Genomic DNA, 14,442 nt, shown 5'->3' with positions numbered 1-14,442 from the left:
GCTCGGGCGCGCGGCCAGCGAACAGACCCGCTACACACTGCTGACAATTCCTGGCAGCAGGGCGCTTTACGCTGACAGCTTCATCACTCACCCCGAAAGGACGCACCATGGCACCCGCCCTGACCCTCTACACCCACCCCATGTCCCGCGGCCGCGTTGCACGCTGGATGCTGGAAGAATGCGGCGTGCGCTACGACAGCGTGCTGCTGGATTACGGCACCAGCATGAAAGCCCCCGACTACCTGGCCATCAACCCCATGGGCAAGGTACCCGCGCTGCAGCATGGCGCTACCGTCGTGACCGAAAACGCCGCCATCTGCGCCTACCTGGCAGACCTGTTTCCCGAGAAGCAACTCGCGCCGGCCGTCGGCAGCGCAGCGCGCGGCAGTTATTACCGCTGGCTGTTTTTTGCCGCGGGCCCCGCGGAGGCCGCGACCACGGCCAAAACGATGAACCTGCTCGCGCCCCCGGACAAAGCCATGCAAGCCGGCTACGGCACTTACGCGGATGTGCTGAGCACCCTGGAAACCGCCGTCTCGCGTGGGCCCTATCTGTGCGGCGACCATTTCACGGCCGCCGACCTGTATGTTGCAGCCTTCCTGCACTGGGGCATGCAATTCGGCGGCATAGACAAGCGCCCCGCCTTCGAGCGGTATACCCTGCCCATCGTCCAGCGGGACGCCTGCCTGCGCGCCAGCGCCATCGACGACGCCTTGTTGGCCAAGCAGCCGGGCCCGCGCTGATCAGCTTGATCAGCTTGATCAGTTGGTGCAGCCAGCCGGCCGCGCCACGGCTTAATCGACCAGGCCCCCGGAGGAGGATTCGCCAGGGGGCGGCTGCGTCTGCAGCCGTCGCAGCCGCACCGTCAACTCCTTGGCCAGTTGGTAATCCCCACGCCGCTGCGCCACCGCCAGTGCGTCGGCAAACGCGGCTTCAGCCCCCACCGTGTCGCCGCAAGCCAGTGCAATCAGGCCCAGCAAACGACCCGCCGCCGCAAAATCCGGATCAAAAACCAGCGCCTGTTCAACATGCCTGCGCGCAGCCGCGTGGTCCTCGCGCCGGTGGTAGGCCAGCGCCAGACCCATGCGCAACAAGGCGCCATCACGACCAGCGGCCAGCAAACGCTCCAGCGCCGCCGGGTCGGCGCCGCGTTCGGCAGTCATGCGCCCCCGGTCCAGGCCAGGTTGAACACGGCGAATGCCGCCAGAAACCACAAGAGCAGGACCAGGTGTGTGAGTTGCAGCGTTTCCTGCCGGATCCAGTACGCCACGGCCATGCCGCCCAGCGTCATCGCCAGCACCGCGGCCGACAAGGCGCCCAGACCCAAATTGAGCCAGGGCAGCGCCGCCTCCCGCGTGCCATAGACCAGCAGAGCCGCGCAGCCGGTCCACAGGCAAACGGCGGCGACCCCTTGCAGGGCCAGCACCATCAGCAAGGCCAAGCGGTGCAGGCCTGCCGAGGAAATGGCGCGGCGGCGCAAGGGGGTGGGCACCTTGGGGGCCTCGTCCAGCGGCGCCATCGACAAGGTGCGCCCAACCGCAGCCGCGGCGCCCCGAAAATCATGGACATTGTTCAGCGCCGCCACACTGCTCCAGAGCGCCAGCCCGACCGCATGCACGAGCAGGAAGAGTTGGATACTGGCCTGTGTGTCCATGGCTCAGCCCCGCACGGCAACAATGCGGCGCGCCAGCAACGCCGCCAGCGCCGGCGCCAGGGCAAAACTGGCAAACAGCCAGACGGCGGCCGATTGCGCCCCGACATTGCCGCCCGGCTGCGTCAGGCCGGCCGCGTTGACCACCAGCCCCGCCACCGCCGCACCCACCGCCATGCCGTAAAGCTGCACCGTCGTGATCGAGGTGGAGGCCAGGTTTTCCTCGCCAGGCCGGGCCAGCGACAGCACACGTGTCAGCAGGTGCGGCCAGCCGGCACCCACGCCGAAACCCGCACCCGCCAGCGCCAGCGCCATGCAAATCGTCTGCAGCACAGGCTCCATACGCGCCACCGGCATGAGCAGCGCCAGCGCGGCCAAAGACAGCGTGCCCACCACCGGCCCCAGCCGCAACATGCGCTCGGCCCCGGCGCCGCTGCGACCCGAAGACAGCAGCGAAGCCGCACTCCAGCCGCCGGCCATGGCGGCCGTCAAATAACCCGCTGCCAGCGGTGAAAAACCGTGCAAATGTTGCAGAAAATAGGGCACAAAAATCTCGGTGGTCGTGCCTATCAGCAGCAGTGCCACGCTGGCATAAATCGCGCCCAGCGGCGTGAACAGCGCGTAAGCTCCGGTGGGCAGCAGCCGCACGCTGGCATGCCGGTCCACCCGCGTCACCGCCCAACCCAGCGCCAGCCCAAGGACGACCACCGCCACCTGCGCCAGCGGCGTGCTGAACAGGCTGGCCATCGCAATACACAGCGCGGAAGTGATCAATAAAACGATCTGCGCCAGCGGCAAGGCCGTAGGCGGCACATGGCGCCTGTCGTCGGGCTCAGCGGCATGTGCCGGCAGTTGCGCAGACACAATCAACGCCTGCACCAGCGCCACGGGCAGCAGCGCCCAGAAGGCCCAGCGCCAATGGCCCAGCTGCGCAAACACACCGCCCACGGCCGGCCCGCATAGTGTCGCCACACCCCACATGCCGGACACCAGCGCCACCGCGCGTGGCCACAGCCTGGCCTCGAACATGTAGCGAATCAGCGCATAACTGAAGGCCGCCAACACCCCACCGCCCAGGCCCTGCACCGTGCGCCCGGCCAGCATCCAGGCCATGTTGGGCGCCAGCGCGCACCCTATGCTGCCCAGCACAAACAAGGTCAGCGCCGCCAGGTAACCGCGGCGCGGCCCCAGTCCCTGCAGCAGGCGCGCCGACAAGGTGGCACCCAGGATGGACGCCACGACAAACAAGGTGGTGTTCCAGGCATACCAGGCGACGCCGCCTATGTCCTGCACCACCGAAGGCAACACCGTGGTCACGATGTGCACATTGATGGCATGCAGCGCCACGCCGCCGGTGACCGCCACCGCCCGCCAGGCATTGCGGCCCGACATCAGTTCACCCCAGGAGGCGGTGGCAGCGACCTGCGCTGGGGGCAGGCCGGCCGAGTCGGCGGGAACGGTGGTGGAAAGCTGGGTCATGGGGTGCAATCAAGGGCTGGCCGCCTGAAGCAACCAAATACAAAAGTAATTACTTGGATAATACTCGACGCACCCCAATTAGACAAGTAAACTCTTGCTTAATATGACGCCCCGCTCCACCGCCGACCGCATTCTGCTGCTGCTGAAAAGCCGCGGCGCCACCTCCACGGCCGAACTCGCCACCGCCCTGCAAACCAGCACGGAAGGCGCACGTCAGCAGGTGAACAAGCTGCTCGAGGCCGGCCTGGCGCGCGGCACGGCCGAGGCACCAGCCGTTCACGCAGGTGCCGGCCGTCCCGGCCAGGCCTGGGTCTTGACGGCCGCCGGCCACATGCATTTTCCGGATCGCCATGCCGAGCTCACACGTTCGCTGATCACCACGGTGCGCGAGGTTTTTGGCGAGGCCGGCCTGGAGCGGCTGATTGCCCAGCGCGAGAACACCTCCCGCAGCGCCTACCTGCAGGCCTGCGAGGACTTGACCGAGTTAGAGCCGCGCCTGCGCAAGCTGGCCGCGTTGCGCGACGAGGAAGGTTATATGGCGCGGCTGGAGCGCGACGGCGGCGACTGGTTGCTGGTCGAAGACCACTGCCCGATCTGCGTCGCGGCTGAAAGCTGCCAGGGTTTTTGCCGCTCCGAGCTGGCCATTTTTCGCGAGGTGGCGGGTCCAGGCGGCGCCTTGCGTCGCGAAGAACACCTGATCGCCGGCGCGCGCCGCTGCGTTTACCGCATCACACCGGTTGCCGGGGTCGCCGCACACGGCCCACACGCCGAGCGCCCGCCCCGGCCGGAAAAGCCTTAGCGAACCAGGCCACGGTCCGAGGCCACGCCGGCTACAGCGCTTTCCCCAAAAAGGAGCGCATCGTCCAATGCCACGGCCATGGCCTGGTAGCCGGCATCGCCCGGATGCAGGTGGTCGCCGGAGTCCCAGGCCGGCAACAGGCGCTCAGGGTGCTGCGGATCACGCAGCACCGCGTCGAAGTCGGCAACGGCATCGAACGCGCCGCTGCTGCGTATCCATGCATTGATGGCCCGGCGTTCCCCGTCCTTCGCGGGCGTGAAATGCCCCCCCAGCGGTGTGCCTTGCAAGGCGCCTTCAAACGGCGGCAGGGTCGCACCCACGATACGAATACCTTGCGCCCTGGCCCTGGCAATCAACTGGCGATAACCGTCGATGACTTGCGCCGCCTGCACGGCCGGCGCGTCGGGTTCAAACGCACTGCCCGGCCAGCCGATGTCGTTGATGCCCAGCAGCACAACCACCGTCCGGATGCCGGGTTGCGCCAGCACGTCGCGCGCCAAGCGCGCCGAGGCATTGCTGCCCATGCCGTCCTTCAACACACGGGCGCCTGAAATTCCGGCGTTGAGCACCGCCACCCGGGATGGGGCCAGGCGCTCGGCCAGGAAATCCGGCCAGCGCCGGTTGGCATCCATGGTCGAGCCATTGCCGTCCGTGATGGAGTCGCCGAAGGCCACCACCACGCCTGCGTTTTGCGGGGAGTCGACCAGGATGCTGCTGACTATGGCGCGGCTGGTAAGCACCCCGACCGGCGCAAAGTCCCGGGCGGCGACCACGTTGCCGGCGCCAATATAGGTCTTCTGCCTCGCGTCCCAGTGAAAGGTCGAAAACGCCGTCGGCTGAGGCAGGTAAAGCGAAACCGACACCAGGGCCAGTGGTGCCAGTGGCAGCGCGACCGGGTCGCTGATGACCTGGCCGCCCGGCGGAATACGCACGTCGGCGCGACCGTTGAAGGTCAGCGGCCGGCTCGAAGCCGGTTCGACTTGCTGATGCGATCCGGCCAGCGCCAGGCTCGCCGCGCCAACCGTCATGGCCTGCTTGCCGTATTCGTTGCTGAGCACCACCCGGGCCCGCGCCCCCCCGATGCTGACCCGCGCCACTTGGCGCAGCGTCTGGTCCGACAGATTGAAGGGCATGTTGACGGGCAGGATGAAGTCGCCGCTCCAGAGCGGCTGCTGGCTGGCATGCCAGCTGGGGACCCAATGGCCCGCATCGGGGTCAGCGGCCAGTGCCGGCGCGGCGCTCAGTGCGAGGGACGTGGCCAGAACGGCCAGGGTTTGCTTGAAGGTCATGGGTTTCTCCAGGTTGAATGCGGATGGCATGACTGAACCATAGGTTCTTCCGTACAAGAATGGAACGACCTAAAATTGCATACATGCCATTCAAAATTGGAATCCCATGGATGCCTTGAAAGCCATGCGTGTCTTTGTGCGCGCCGTCGATCTCGGCAGCCTGTCCGCCGTGGCCCGCGCGTTGGACAGCACCCAGCCGAATGTGAGCAAGGTGGTGGCCGCCCTTGAGCGGGATGTGGGGGCCCGCCTGTTCGTGCGCAGCGCCAAAGGCCTGGAAGCCACGGAAGAAGGCCGGCGCTTCTATGAGCGCGCGCAGCGCATCCTCGAAGACTATGAAGAAGCACTTGCAGAAGCGCGCGAAACCGTGGCGCGGCCTTCCGGCACCCTGCGTTTCAACGCACCGCTGGCGCTTGGCGAGTTGCGGCTCAATGCCCTGATGCTGGAGTTTCTCCAGCACCACCCCGAGATCCGTGTCGAGATGATTCTCAATGACCGCCTGGTCGATCTGGCCGAAGAGGGCATCGACGTGGCCTTGCGGCAAAGCGACACACTTCCGCTGAACGTGGTCGCCCGCGAAGTCGCCGCTTCTGACCGCTACCTGAGCTGCGCGCCCGCCTATCTGAAGGGATGTGCGGCAATCAAGCGCCCTCAGGATCTGGCCGGCCATGAGTACCTGGAGTTTGCCTGGGCGGCCACACCCGGCTACGTGACGCTGACGGACGGCAGCGGCAACGTCAGGGTGAAAGTCGACGGCCGCTACCGCGTCAACAGCTCCATGGCCATCCGCGAAAGCCTGCTGGCCGGCGCCGGCGTGGGCATGACGCCAGCCTGGCTGGTCGAAGACCTGGTTCGCACCGGCCAGTTGGTGCGCGTGTTGCCGCGCTACCAGGGCGCCGTGCAGCGTGCCTACCTGCTGTATCCGTCGCGCCGCCACCTGCCGGGCCGGACACGCGCCCTGCTCGACTTCCTGTCCACACGCCTGCCGCAGATCGCCGGCTTCACGCCGGTGCGGACCTGAGGCGCCAAGCAGAGGTATAACACTCCGATGAATTCAGCCTCCCTTACCGATTTGCCGCCCGAACTCCAGCGCCTGCAAGCCAGCGCCACCCGTCTTGAAACCCCTTGCGGCGCCGGCGCCATGGTCTGGCATGTCTGGCGCCCGGAACCCGCCCAGGCCTTGGCCGAGCACCCGCCTGTGGTGCTGCTACACGGCGGCAGCGGCAGTTGGACCCACTGGCTGCGCAACATCGAGCCGCTGGTGCGTGCGGGCCGCGAGGTCTACGCGGCCGACCTGCCGGGTTTTGGCGACTCGGCCCCACCCACCACCGGAACCGACGCCGACGCCGACGCCTTGCCGGCACCGGTTGAGGCCGGCTTGCAGATTTTGCTGGGTGAGCGGGCCTGTGACCTGGTGGCGTTTTCTTTTGGCGGCATGGTCGCCGGTTTTCTGGCCGCGCAATTTCCCGCGCGAGTGGCGCGCCTGGTGCTGGTGGGCGCGCCCGGTCTCGGTGTGGCGTCGCGCAACACCATCACACTCACGCCCTGGCGCCATCTCAGCGACCCGGCGCAACGACAGGCCATTCACCGCAACAACCTGGCCGCGCTGATGTTGTACCGGCCCGAAGCCATCACGGCGCTGGCGCTGCGCATCCACACCGACAACACCTTGCGCGACCGCATGAAAGGGCGCAGCCTGGCTTATACCGACGCGCTGGGGCAAGCCCTGACCCGGGTGCACTGCCCGGTGTTTGCGATCTACGGCCGTGAAGACGCCTTGTATCGCCAGCGCCAGGAAGTACTGGCCCAGGCCCTGCAAGCCGCGCCGCAGTTCCAGGGCCTGCAGTGGATTGAAGACGCCGGCCACTGGGTGCAGTTCGAGCAGGCGCCGGCGTTTGATGCCGCGCTGCTGGCCGTGCTGGATACCCGCCGGCCCGACTCGCTACCAAATAAATAGCTAGCTGCGCCCGTCCTGACTGGGCTAGAGGCCTATTTCTCTCACAACCACGTCAAGCCAGCCCATCCAGGGCTCCCCCAGCAATTGCCGCCGCCGCCGGGCCTGACCATAATCAGGGCGTGCGCCACCCGCCCCTCACTTCATGACCCGTCCGACTGATCATCCCGATTCACCCTCTTCCCCGCAGCGGCCCAGCGCCCGCTTCATGTTGGCCCATCCTGCCCACCTGATCGCGCTGGGTTTTGGCTCCGGCCTGAGTCCCATCGCGCCCGGCACCGCCGGCACCTTGTGGGCCTGGCTGGCTTTTGTGGTGATGGCGCCCTGGCTGACGGCCGCACATATGGGGCTGGTGATCGCCGCTTCGCTGCTGGTCGGCTGGTGGGCTTGCACCGTGACGGCCAAAAACATGCGGGTGCTGGACCCCGGCAACATCGTCTGGGACGAGGTGGTGGCTTTCTGGCTGGTGCTCTGGCTGATCAGCCCCGCTGGTTTTTGGGGCCAACTGGTGGCCTTTGGCTTGTTCCGGTTTTTTGACGCCGTCAAACCCGGTCCGGTGGCCTGGGCCGACCAGGCCTTCAAAGGCTTCAATGCCCGCGGCGGCTTCGGCATCATCTTCGACGACCTGGTGGCTGCGGCCTGCACGCTGCTGGTGATTGCCGTCTGGCGTTTCTTATGAGCACCTCATCGCTATCAAATTCAGAGCTGGTGACACCCGTGTTGGTTGGACTGGTGGCCGATTTGATGCTCAACAAGGGCTGGCTGCTGGCCACCGCCGAAAGTTGCACCGGCGGCATGATCGCCGCCGCCTGCACCGACCTGGCCGGCTCCAGCACCTGGTTCGAGCGTGGCCTTGTCAGCTACTCCAATGAAGCCAAGACCGAGATGCTGGGTGTAGATGCAGCGCTGATTGCCGCCCACGGCGCGGTCAGCGAAGAGGTGGCGCGCGCCATGGCGCAAGGCGCGGTCAGCCATTCCCATGCCCGCGTCGCCGTGGCCGTCACCGGCGTGGCCGGCCCCACGGGCGGTAGCCGCGCCAAACCGGTGGGCACGGTGTGGTTTGGTTTCATGGTGGACGGCCGGCTGAGCAGTGAGGTCCAATATTTCGACGGCGACCGCGCCGCCGTGCGTGCGGCCACCCTGCACCACGCGCTGCAGCGGCTGGTGCAGTTGCTGGGCTGACGCCGCACTTTTCATGCCGCATCACGCCGCCGCCGAACTCATCGACTCCCGCGCGGCCTGGCGGCGCCTGCTGGTCACGCTGGCGCTGATGACCGTGGGTGCCAGCGGCATGTACGTGGTGCCCGTGGTCCTGCCGGCGGTGCAGGCCGACTTTGGTGTGGCGCGCGCCGACGCCTCCATGCCTTACACCTTGCTGATGATTGGTTTCGGCATAGGTGGCATGTTCATGGGCCGGCTGGCCGACCGTTTTGGTGTGGCGTTGCCGCTGCGTCTGGGCGCGTTAGGCCTGGGCCTGGGTTTTGCCGGCGCGGCGCTCTCCAGCAACATCTGGCTGTTTGCGCTGGCGCATGGCCTGTTGATCGGCCTGTGCGGCAGCGCGGCCACGTTTTCACCGCTGCTGGCCGACACCTCGCTGTGGTTTGCGCGCCGCCGCGGCATTGCGGTGGCCGTGTGTGCCAGCGGCAACTACCTGGGCGGCGCGCTCTGGCCGCCCATCATTCAGCACTTTGTCGAGAGTGTGGGCTGGCGCCAGACCTACTGGGGCTTGGCGGTTTTTTGCAGCCTGGCGATGCTGGGCCTGGCGCAACTGATGCGACAACGTCCGCCGGCGCTGCAAGCACCCTCGACCCGCCTGGGCGGCGTGGTCGCCAGCGACCGGCCCTTCGGCCTGTCAGTGGGACAGGCGCAGGCGTTGCTGTGTGTGGCCGGCGTGTCCTGCTGCGTGGCCATGGCCATGCCGCAGGTACACATCGTGGCGTATTGCAGCGACCTCGGTTTCGGCGCGGCGCGTGGCGCCGAAATGTTGTCGCTGATGCTGGCTTGCGGCATCGTCAGCCGCCTGATCTCGGGCGCCATCTGCGACCGCATAGGCGGCCTGCGCACCCTGCTGCTGGGTTCGGCCTTGCAAACCGTGGCGCTGCTGCTGTTTATTCCTTTTGATGGCCTCGCGTCGCTGTACCTGATCTCGGCGATGTTCGGCCTGTTCCAGGGCGGCATTGTGCCCAGCTACGCCATCATCGTGCGCGAGCACTTTCCCGCAGCCCAGGCCGGCGCCCGTGTCGGCACCGTGATCATGTGCACCATGCTGGGCATGGCGCTGGGTGGCTGGATGTCGGGCAAGGTGTTTGATGTCACCGGTTCTTACAACGCCGCCTTTTTCAACGGCATCGCCTGGAACCTGCTGAACTTTGCCATCGTGCTGTATTTGCTGCGCCGCACGCTGAAAACGGCACCTGCTATGCCAGCCATGCAAGTCCCCTAGCAAGGGAGCGGCCGCATGCGCCGGGCACAATGACCATTTCGAAAAAACAAACTCAGGAGTTTTTATGCGTTCCATGCTCTGCGCCAGTCTTTGTTCCCTTATGCTTTTGCCCGCCGCCTGGGCCCAAACCGATGCGGCCGCACTGGCTGCCAAAGAAGCCGGCGCCAGCGTCAGCCCCAGCGGCCTGGTCTACCGCTCGCTGAAAGAAGGCAGCGGTGCCAGCCCGGCCGCGACCGACACCGTCAAGGTGCATTACCGCGGCACCTTCCCCGGCGGCAAGGAGTTCGACAGCTCGTACTCACGCAATGCGCCGGCCGAATTTCCGCTGAACCGCGTGATCGCCTGCTGGACCGAAGGTGTGCAAAAAATGAAGGTGGGCGGCAAGGCCAAACTTACCTGCCCGTCGGCGATTGCCTATGGCACGCGTGGCGGCGGCGGCGGCGCGATCCCGCCGAATGCGACGCTGGAATTTGAAATCGAACTGCTGGCTATCACGCGCTAACCTCAAGCCCACACGCTCGCTCGCGGGCATCTGGCTCTCTACCCAAGGGAGCTGCGCTTGCTTGAGGCGGCCCCGCGCGGCGCGCTGAGCGCCAGCCTCAGTCCTGCAGGCTGGCGGTGATTTGGTAAGAGCGCAGGCGCGCCTGGTGATCAAAAATTTGCGAGGTGATCATCAGCTCGTCGGCGCCGGTACGGTCTACAAAGGCTTGCAGGCCGCGCCGCACGGTCTCGGGCGAACCGATCGCTGAACACGACAAAGTCTGCTCCAGAATCGCGCGTTCGGGCGGCGTCAGCCGCTCTTCGTATGCATCCACCGGCGGCTGCAAACGCGAAGGCCGGCCGCTGCGCAGGTTGACAAACGCCTGCTGCATCGACGAGGACAGGAAGTGCGCCTGCGCATCCGTGTCGGCGGCAAACACATTGAAGCCCAGCATCACATGCGATGTGGCCAGTTGCGCCGAAGGCTTGAAGCGGCTGCGGTAAACCTCGATCGCCTGCATCATCTGCGCCGGCGCAAAGTGCGAGGCAAAGGCAAAAGGCAGCCCCAACTCGGCCGCCAGTTGCGCGCCGAACAGGCTGGAGCCCAGAATCCAGACCGGCACCTTCAGGCCGGCGCCTGGCACGGCCCGCACACGTTGGCCCTCGGCCACCGGTTCGAAATAATGCATCAGCTCCACCACATCCTGCGGAAACTCGTTCGGGTCGGCGTTGAGGTCACGCCGCAAGGCCCGTGCCGTGGCCTGATCCGAGCCCGGCGCCCGCCCCAGGCCCAGGTCGATGCGGCCGGGGAACAGGGATTCGAGCGTGCCGAACTGCTCGGCAATCACCAGTGGTGAATGGTTGGGCAACATCACGCCGCCGGCACCGACCCGTATGCGGGAAGTGCCGGCCGCCACATGGGCGATCACCACCGCCGTGGCGGCGCTGGCAATACCGGCCATGCCGTGGTGCTCGGCCAGCCAGTAACGCTGGTAAGCCCAGCGTTCGGCATGTTGCGCGAGATCGAGGGTGTTGCGCAGGGACTGCGCGGCGTCACCGCCCTCGACGATGGGGGAGAGGTCCAGAACGGAAAAAGGAATCATGCAGGGCAGATGGGTCGGATTGAAACTTTATCAATGCCCGACTGGCGCGCCGGCACGATGCGAAAAAAGAGTCTAGTCAATTGCGGCGGCCGATTGCCAGGCTGGCGGTCCTGCCCCTGCTTGGGCAAGGGCTTCAACGGAGCTTGTGCACCGCAGGGTGAGGGTTATGCAAGGTTTTGGCCAGATAGGCCTTGATATCCACCACCCGCTCCCCGACTGCATCGACGCTCGCGCGCAACTGCTGGGCGGTGCAACCCAGCTTTTCGCCCCAGTACATCTCTTCCCAGGGTTCGTGCACGTTGACACGCTGGCGGTCCGCCGGCTCGCGATGCGGGGGTTGGGTCCTCATATCATCTCTCCGTGAAATAAGTCGTCCAGCCCTGATTTATACGCCCGGACCATGACGGCGCCAAGCGCAGCAGCCTACAAAACGCGTAAGGCACCATCGCCGGGAAATGCGCCACCACGTGTGCCCCCGGGAGGTGTACTATTTCCCGAGCCCAAACACGTCCCTGGCCCGTCTTCGTACAACGTTCGAAAGTTCGCATGCACCCCAACCAGCACACCCTGGAAAAGCTGTACAACGCCTTCACCAACCTCGACGCGGACACCATGGCGCAGTGTTATGCGGCCGATGCGACGTTTGACGACGAGGTTTTTTCACTGCGCGGTCACCGCCAGGTCACCGGCATGTGGCACATGTTGTGCGACGCCACCCAGGCCAAGGGCCGTGATGTCTGGAAGCTCGACTACAGCGGCCTCAGCGCCGATGCCAGCAGCGGCCAGGCGCATTGGGAGGCCGACTACCGCTTCAGCGCCACCGGCCGCATGGTGCACAACATCATCGATGGACGATTCACTTTCACCCCGCATGGCCTGATTGCCACCCACCGTGACAGTTTTGACTTCTGGGCCTGGTCGCGCCAGGCGCTGGGTACACCCGGCCTGCTGCTGGGCTGGACCCCCTTTCTGCGCAACAAGGTGCGGGCACAGGCCGCAGCCAATCTGCAGAAATACCTCAACAGCAAAAACTAGGCAGACACAGACCATGGCCTCCACCCTGCCCACTGCCTGGTTTGAAGGTTTTGAAGCGCGCGACTTCGAAGTCAACGGCACCTCCATCTTCGCGCGATATGGCGGCAATGTGGCAGGCCCGGCCTTGCTGCTGCTGCACGGTTTTCCGCAAAGCCACGTGATGTGGCACCGCGTGGTGCAGGCGCTACAGGCGCGGTACTTCATCGTCCTGCCGGATCTGCGCGGTTACGGCGATTCGTCCAAGGTGGCCGGCCTGCCCGACCACAGCAACTACAGCAAACGCAACATGGCGCAGGATGCGCTGAGTGTGATGGATATGTTGGGCCGGGACCGGTTTTATGTCTGTGGCCACGACCGCGGCGGCCGGGTGGCCCACCGCCTGGCGCTGGACCACCCGGGGCGCGTGCACAAGCTGTGTCTGATCGACATTGCGCCCACGCTGGACATGTACAACGCCACCGACATGCAGTTCGCCACCGCTTATTACCACTGGTTCCACCTGATCCAGCCCAGCCCGCTGCCCGAGACCATGATAGGTGGCAATGCCCTGCCCTACCTGCACGCCAAACTGGGCGGCTGGGGCAGCCAGGGCTTGAGCTACATCGAGGCCGAAGCCCTGCTGGAATACGAACGCTGCTTTTGCACGCCCGAGGCGATTCACGCCGCCTGCGAGGACTACCGCGCCAGCGCCGGCATCGACCTGGTGCACGACCGTGACAGCCGGGCGCAGGGTGAAAAAATTGTCTGCGACACCCAGGTCTTGTGGGGCGAACGCGGCGTGGTCCACAAACTCTTCAACCCACTGGCGCTCTGGCAGGCACAGTGTGCCGGCATCGTCAGCGGCCAGTCCCTGCCGGCCGGACATTTCATCCCGGAAGAGTTGCCACTCGAAACCGCGCATGCGCTGGCACAATTTTTTGCGGCGGAAGAGACTGAAGGCCCTCCGGCGACCTGACCCCACCCCACGCGAGGTGGTCCATCAAAAAAGCCAGGCGATTCGCCTGGCTTTTTTTCTGAGTCGCAGCGCCGCAGCTTATTTGATCGCGCTCAGCTTGACCTCACGGATCTTGCCGTTTTCAACCACCGCCACGCGGGTATCGGCCAGGCTGCCGCCTTTGCTGTCAACACCCGTCAGGGTGTTGGGGTTGTGGGCCGGCGACAGGGTTTTCATGGCCTTGTCGAGCTGCGCACGGATGGCCGTGGCATCGCTGGTGGTCTTGGCCAGTTTCATGGCCTCGACCGCGGCGTGCACGGCCGTGTAGTTGAGCGAAACTTCCGAGCTGGGGTCACGGCCCGGGAACAGCTTGCGGTAACGCTCGACAAAGGCCTTGGCCGTCGGTTCGCCGTCGTCCACCAGCGGCAACACACCGATGGCGCCTTCCAGCGAGGCATAACCCCCGCTGACCTTGCTGATCTCGTCCATCTTGGCCTGGTCGATGATGACAAAGCCGCCCTTGAAACCCAGCTCGCGCGCCTGTTTGACCACCAGGCCTGTGGGCTCCGAGGCACCGCCAATAAACATCACGTCGGGCTTGGCCGCCAACACGCGGCTCACGCCGCTGTAAAAGTCGGTCGCGCGGTTGTAAGACATGGGGTTGTCCGCCACGATCTTGCCGCCGGCGGCGATCCAGGCCGGTTTGAAGGCCGCGTTCCAGGCCTTGGCGTAATCATGGTCCCCATCCGCGATGCCCAGGTTCTTGCCGTATTTCCCCATCGCGTGTTTCACAAAAGGCTGGATGTAGCTGGTGTATTCCGGCGGAATCCGCAAGGTCAGCTTGTTGTTGGTGGCCGTGATCTGAGGCACGCTGGAGTAGGCCAGCAGCAAATATTTCTGCGCTTCGTTGGTGGTTTGCAACGCAAAAATGCCGCCCGAATGCGGCACCAGAATCACCGCGGCCTTGTGCTCCTGCACCAGGCGCTGCGCATTGATGGCGGTTTCGCTGGGGTTGTATTTGTCGTCCAGCGACACGATCTCGATTTTGTATTTTTTGCCGTTGACTTCCAGGCCGGCGGCATTGATCTCGCCGGCGGCCATGGTCATGCCGTCGAGCACGTTTTTGCCGTAGAGCGCGGCGCCACCGCTGAGCGGGCCCGAATAACCAATCTTGACCACCTCCTGCGCCATGGCACTTGTGCCCAGCGCCATGCCGGCCACAAGAGCCAGCGTGGAAAGACGGTTGAAACCTTTGTGCGAATTCATGAAATGTCTCCT

Annotated in this window: 17 protein-coding genes; 10 read left to right on the top strand and 7 right to left on the bottom strand. The window is 65.5% G+C overall.

The features are described 5' to 3' along the window. The first annotated feature begins 107 nt into the window (after positions 1-107). Positions 108-743 carry a glutathione S-transferase family protein gene (locus R6254_RS03025; protein WP_318404293.1) on the top strand — a complete coding sequence of 212 codons (636 nt, stop codon included), beginning with the start codon at positions 108-110 and terminating at the stop codon, positions 741-743. Between the two features lie 51 nt (positions 744-794). On the opposite strand, the gene R6254_RS03020 is transcribed toward R6254_RS03025, so the two are convergent. Genes R6254_RS03020 through R6254_RS03010 form a run of 3 tightly spaced genes read right to left on the bottom strand, consistent with a single transcriptional unit; the run spans position 795 to position 3,130 of the window. Next, the gene (locus tag R6254_RS03020) at positions 795-1,163 is read right to left on the bottom strand and encodes a tetratricopeptide repeat protein (protein WP_318404292.1); all 369 of its coding nucleotides are present in this window, start codon (positions 1,161-1,163) and stop codon (positions 795-797) included. Continuing rightward, complete coding sequence (locus R6254_RS03015) at positions 1,160-1,654, bottom strand: DUF2165 family protein (protein ID WP_318404291.1); 495 nt, start codon at positions 1,652-1,654, stop codon at positions 1,160-1,162. The genes R6254_RS03020 and R6254_RS03015 overlap by 4 nt, the downstream gene beginning before the upstream one ends. A 3-nt stretch (positions 1,655-1,657) precedes the next feature. Then, a complete protein-coding gene (locus R6254_RS03010) occupies positions 1,658-3,130 on the bottom strand; it encodes an MFS transporter (RefSeq protein ID WP_318404289.1) in 1,473 nt (490 codons plus the stop codon). A gap of 103 nt (positions 3,131-3,233) precedes the next feature. On the opposite strand from R6254_RS03010, the gene R6254_RS03005 reads away from it, so the two are divergent. After that, positions 3,234-3,929: a helix-turn-helix transcriptional regulator gene (locus tag R6254_RS03005; protein WP_318404288.1), complete on the top strand. Its 696-nt coding sequence runs from the start codon at positions 3,234-3,236 to the stop codon at positions 3,927-3,929. Here R6254_RS03005 and R6254_RS03000 read toward each other — a convergent pair. After that, positions 3,926-5,218, bottom strand: a complete 1,293-nt coding sequence (locus tag R6254_RS03000) for an SGNH/GDSL hydrolase family protein (protein WP_318404286.1) — start codon at positions 5,216-5,218, stop codon at positions 3,926-3,928. The genes R6254_RS03005 and R6254_RS03000 overlap by 4 nt on opposite strands. 106 nt (positions 5,219-5,324) lie before the next feature. Here R6254_RS03000 and R6254_RS02995 point away from each other — a divergent pair, with 106 nt between their 5' ends. The 6 genes from R6254_RS02995 to R6254_RS02970 all read left to right on the top strand — a co-directional run bounded on the left by R6254_RS02995 (position 5,325) and on the right by R6254_RS02970 (position 10,114). Beyond that, on the top strand, positions 5,325-6,236 hold the full coding sequence (locus R6254_RS02995; RefSeq protein WP_318404285.1) for a LysR family transcriptional regulator: 912 nt from the start codon (positions 5,325-5,327) through the stop codon (positions 6,234-6,236). A gap of 27 nt (positions 6,237-6,263) precedes the next feature. Next, entirely contained in the window at positions 6,264-7,172 is a 909-nt protein-coding gene (locus tag R6254_RS02990; RefSeq protein WP_318404283.1) for an alpha/beta fold hydrolase, read from the top strand. Between the two features lie 142 nt (positions 7,173-7,314). Continuing rightward, the gene (locus tag R6254_RS02985; RefSeq protein WP_318404282.1) at positions 7,315-7,848 is read left to right on the top strand and encodes a phosphatidylglycerophosphatase A family protein; all 534 of its coding nucleotides are present in this window, start codon (positions 7,315-7,317) and stop codon (positions 7,846-7,848) included. Further along, on the top strand, positions 7,845-8,351 hold the full coding sequence (locus R6254_RS02980) for a CinA family protein (RefSeq protein WP_318404281.1): 507 nt from the start codon (positions 7,845-7,847) through the stop codon (positions 8,349-8,351). The genes R6254_RS02985 and R6254_RS02980 overlap by 4 nt, the downstream gene beginning before the upstream one ends. Before the next feature lie 13 nt (positions 8,352-8,364). Further along, positions 8,365-9,612, top strand: a complete 1,248-nt coding sequence (locus R6254_RS02975; RefSeq protein WP_318404280.1) for an MFS transporter — start codon at positions 8,365-8,367, stop codon at positions 9,610-9,612. Between the two features lie 100 nt (positions 9,613-9,712). Then, positions 9,713-10,114 (top strand): FKBP-type peptidyl-prolyl cis-trans isomerase, encoded by a 402-nt coding sequence (locus R6254_RS02970; RefSeq protein WP_412103092.1) that lies wholly within the window; start codon positions 9,713-9,715, stop codon positions 10,112-10,114. A 97-nt stretch (positions 10,115-10,211) separates the two neighbouring features. Here R6254_RS02970 and R6254_RS02965 read toward each other — a convergent pair whose 3' ends face one another. Beyond that, entirely contained in the window at positions 10,212-11,195 is a 984-nt protein-coding gene (locus tag R6254_RS02965) for an LLM class flavin-dependent oxidoreductase (protein WP_318404277.1), read from the bottom strand. Positions 11,196-11,328: 133 nt separating this feature from the next. Continuing rightward, entirely contained in the window at positions 11,329-11,544 is a 216-nt protein-coding gene (locus tag R6254_RS02960) for a DUF3606 domain-containing protein (protein ID WP_318404276.1), read from the bottom strand. A 197-nt stretch (positions 11,545-11,741) separates the two neighbouring features. On the opposite strand from R6254_RS02960, the gene R6254_RS02955 reads away from it, so the two are divergent. Further along, positions 11,742-12,230 (top strand): nuclear transport factor 2 family protein, encoded by a 489-nt coding sequence (locus R6254_RS02955; protein WP_318404274.1) that lies wholly within the window; start codon positions 11,742-11,744, stop codon positions 12,228-12,230. 13 nt (positions 12,231-12,243) lie between these two features. Next, a complete protein-coding gene (locus R6254_RS02950) occupies positions 12,244-13,185 on the top strand; it encodes an alpha/beta fold hydrolase (protein ID WP_318404273.1) in 942 nt (313 codons plus the stop codon). Between the two features lie 78 nt (positions 13,186-13,263). On the opposite strand, the gene R6254_RS02945 is transcribed toward R6254_RS02950, so the two are convergent. Continuing rightward, on the bottom strand, positions 13,264-14,430 hold the full coding sequence (locus tag R6254_RS02945) for an ABC transporter substrate-binding protein (RefSeq protein WP_318404271.1): 1,167 nt from the start codon (positions 14,428-14,430) through the stop codon (positions 13,264-13,266). Positions 14,431-14,442: the final 12 nt, after the last annotated feature.

The sequence above is a fragment of the Polaromonas potterensis genome, from assembly GCF_033446725.1.
Taxonomy (GTDB): domain Bacteria; phylum Pseudomonadota; class Gammaproteobacteria; order Burkholderiales; family Burkholderiaceae_C; genus Polaromonas.
This window is presented reverse-complemented; position numbering and strand designations above follow the sequence as displayed.

What these genes read in the sequence shown, in the direction of transcription:
- R6254_RS03000 (WP_318404286.1), bottom strand. Translation starts at nt 5,218, where the DNA reads ATGACCTTCAAGCAAACCCTGGCCGTTCTGGCCACGTCCCTCGCACTG.
- R6254_RS03005 (WP_318404288.1), top strand. Translation starts at nt 3,234, where the DNA reads ATGACGCCCCGCTCCACCGCCGACCGCATTCTGCTGCTGCTGAAAAGC.
- R6254_RS02950 (WP_318404273.1), top strand. Translation starts at nt 12,244, where the DNA reads ATGGCCTCCACCCTGCCCACTGCCTGGTTTGAAGGTTTTGAAGCGCGC.
- R6254_RS02980 (WP_318404281.1), top strand. Translation starts at nt 7,845, where the DNA reads ATGAGCACCTCATCGCTATCAAATTCAGAGCTGGTGACACCCGTGTTG.
- R6254_RS03020 (WP_318404292.1), bottom strand. Translation starts at nt 1,163, where the DNA reads ATGACTGCCGAACGCGGCGCCGACCCGGCGGCGCTGGAGCGTTTGCTG.
- R6254_RS02960 (WP_318404276.1), bottom strand. Translation starts at nt 11,544, where the DNA reads ATGAGGACCCAACCCCCGCATCGCGAGCCGGCGGACCGCCAGCGTGTC.
- R6254_RS02985 (WP_318404282.1), top strand. Translation starts at nt 7,315, where the DNA reads ATGACCCGTCCGACTGATCATCCCGATTCACCCTCTTCCCCGCAGCGG.
- R6254_RS03025 (WP_318404293.1), top strand. Translation starts at nt 108, where the DNA reads ATGGCACCCGCCCTGACCCTCTACACCCACCCCATGTCCCGCGGCCGC.
- R6254_RS02965 (WP_318404277.1), bottom strand. Translation starts at nt 11,195, where the DNA reads ATGATTCCTTTTTCCGTTCTGGACCTCTCCCCCATCGTCGAGGGCGGT.
- R6254_RS03015 (WP_318404291.1), bottom strand. Translation starts at nt 1,654, where the DNA reads ATGGACACACAGGCCAGTATCCAACTCTTCCTGCTCGTGCATGCGGTC.
- R6254_RS03010 (WP_318404289.1), bottom strand. Translation starts at nt 3,130, where the DNA reads ATGACCCAGCTTTCCACCACCGTTCCCGCCGACTCGGCCGGCCTGCCC.
- R6254_RS02955 (WP_318404274.1), top strand. Translation starts at nt 11,742, where the DNA reads ATGCACCCCAACCAGCACACCCTGGAAAAGCTGTACAACGCCTTCACC.
- R6254_RS02970 (WP_412103092.1), top strand. Translation starts at nt 9,713, where the DNA reads ATGCTTTTGCCCGCCGCCTGGGCCCAAACCGATGCGGCCGCACTGGCT.
- R6254_RS02945 (WP_318404271.1), bottom strand. Translation starts at nt 14,430, where the DNA reads ATGAATTCGCACAAAGGTTTCAACCGTCTTTCCACGCTGGCTCTTGTG.
- R6254_RS02990 (WP_318404283.1), top strand. Translation starts at nt 6,264, where the DNA reads ATGAATTCAGCCTCCCTTACCGATTTGCCGCCCGAACTCCAGCGCCTG.
- R6254_RS02995 (WP_318404285.1), top strand. Translation starts at nt 5,325, where the DNA reads ATGGATGCCTTGAAAGCCATGCGTGTCTTTGTGCGCGCCGTCGATCTC.
- R6254_RS02975 (WP_318404280.1), top strand. Translation starts at nt 8,365, where the DNA reads ATGCCGCATCACGCCGCCGCCGAACTCATCGACTCCCGCGCGGCCTGG.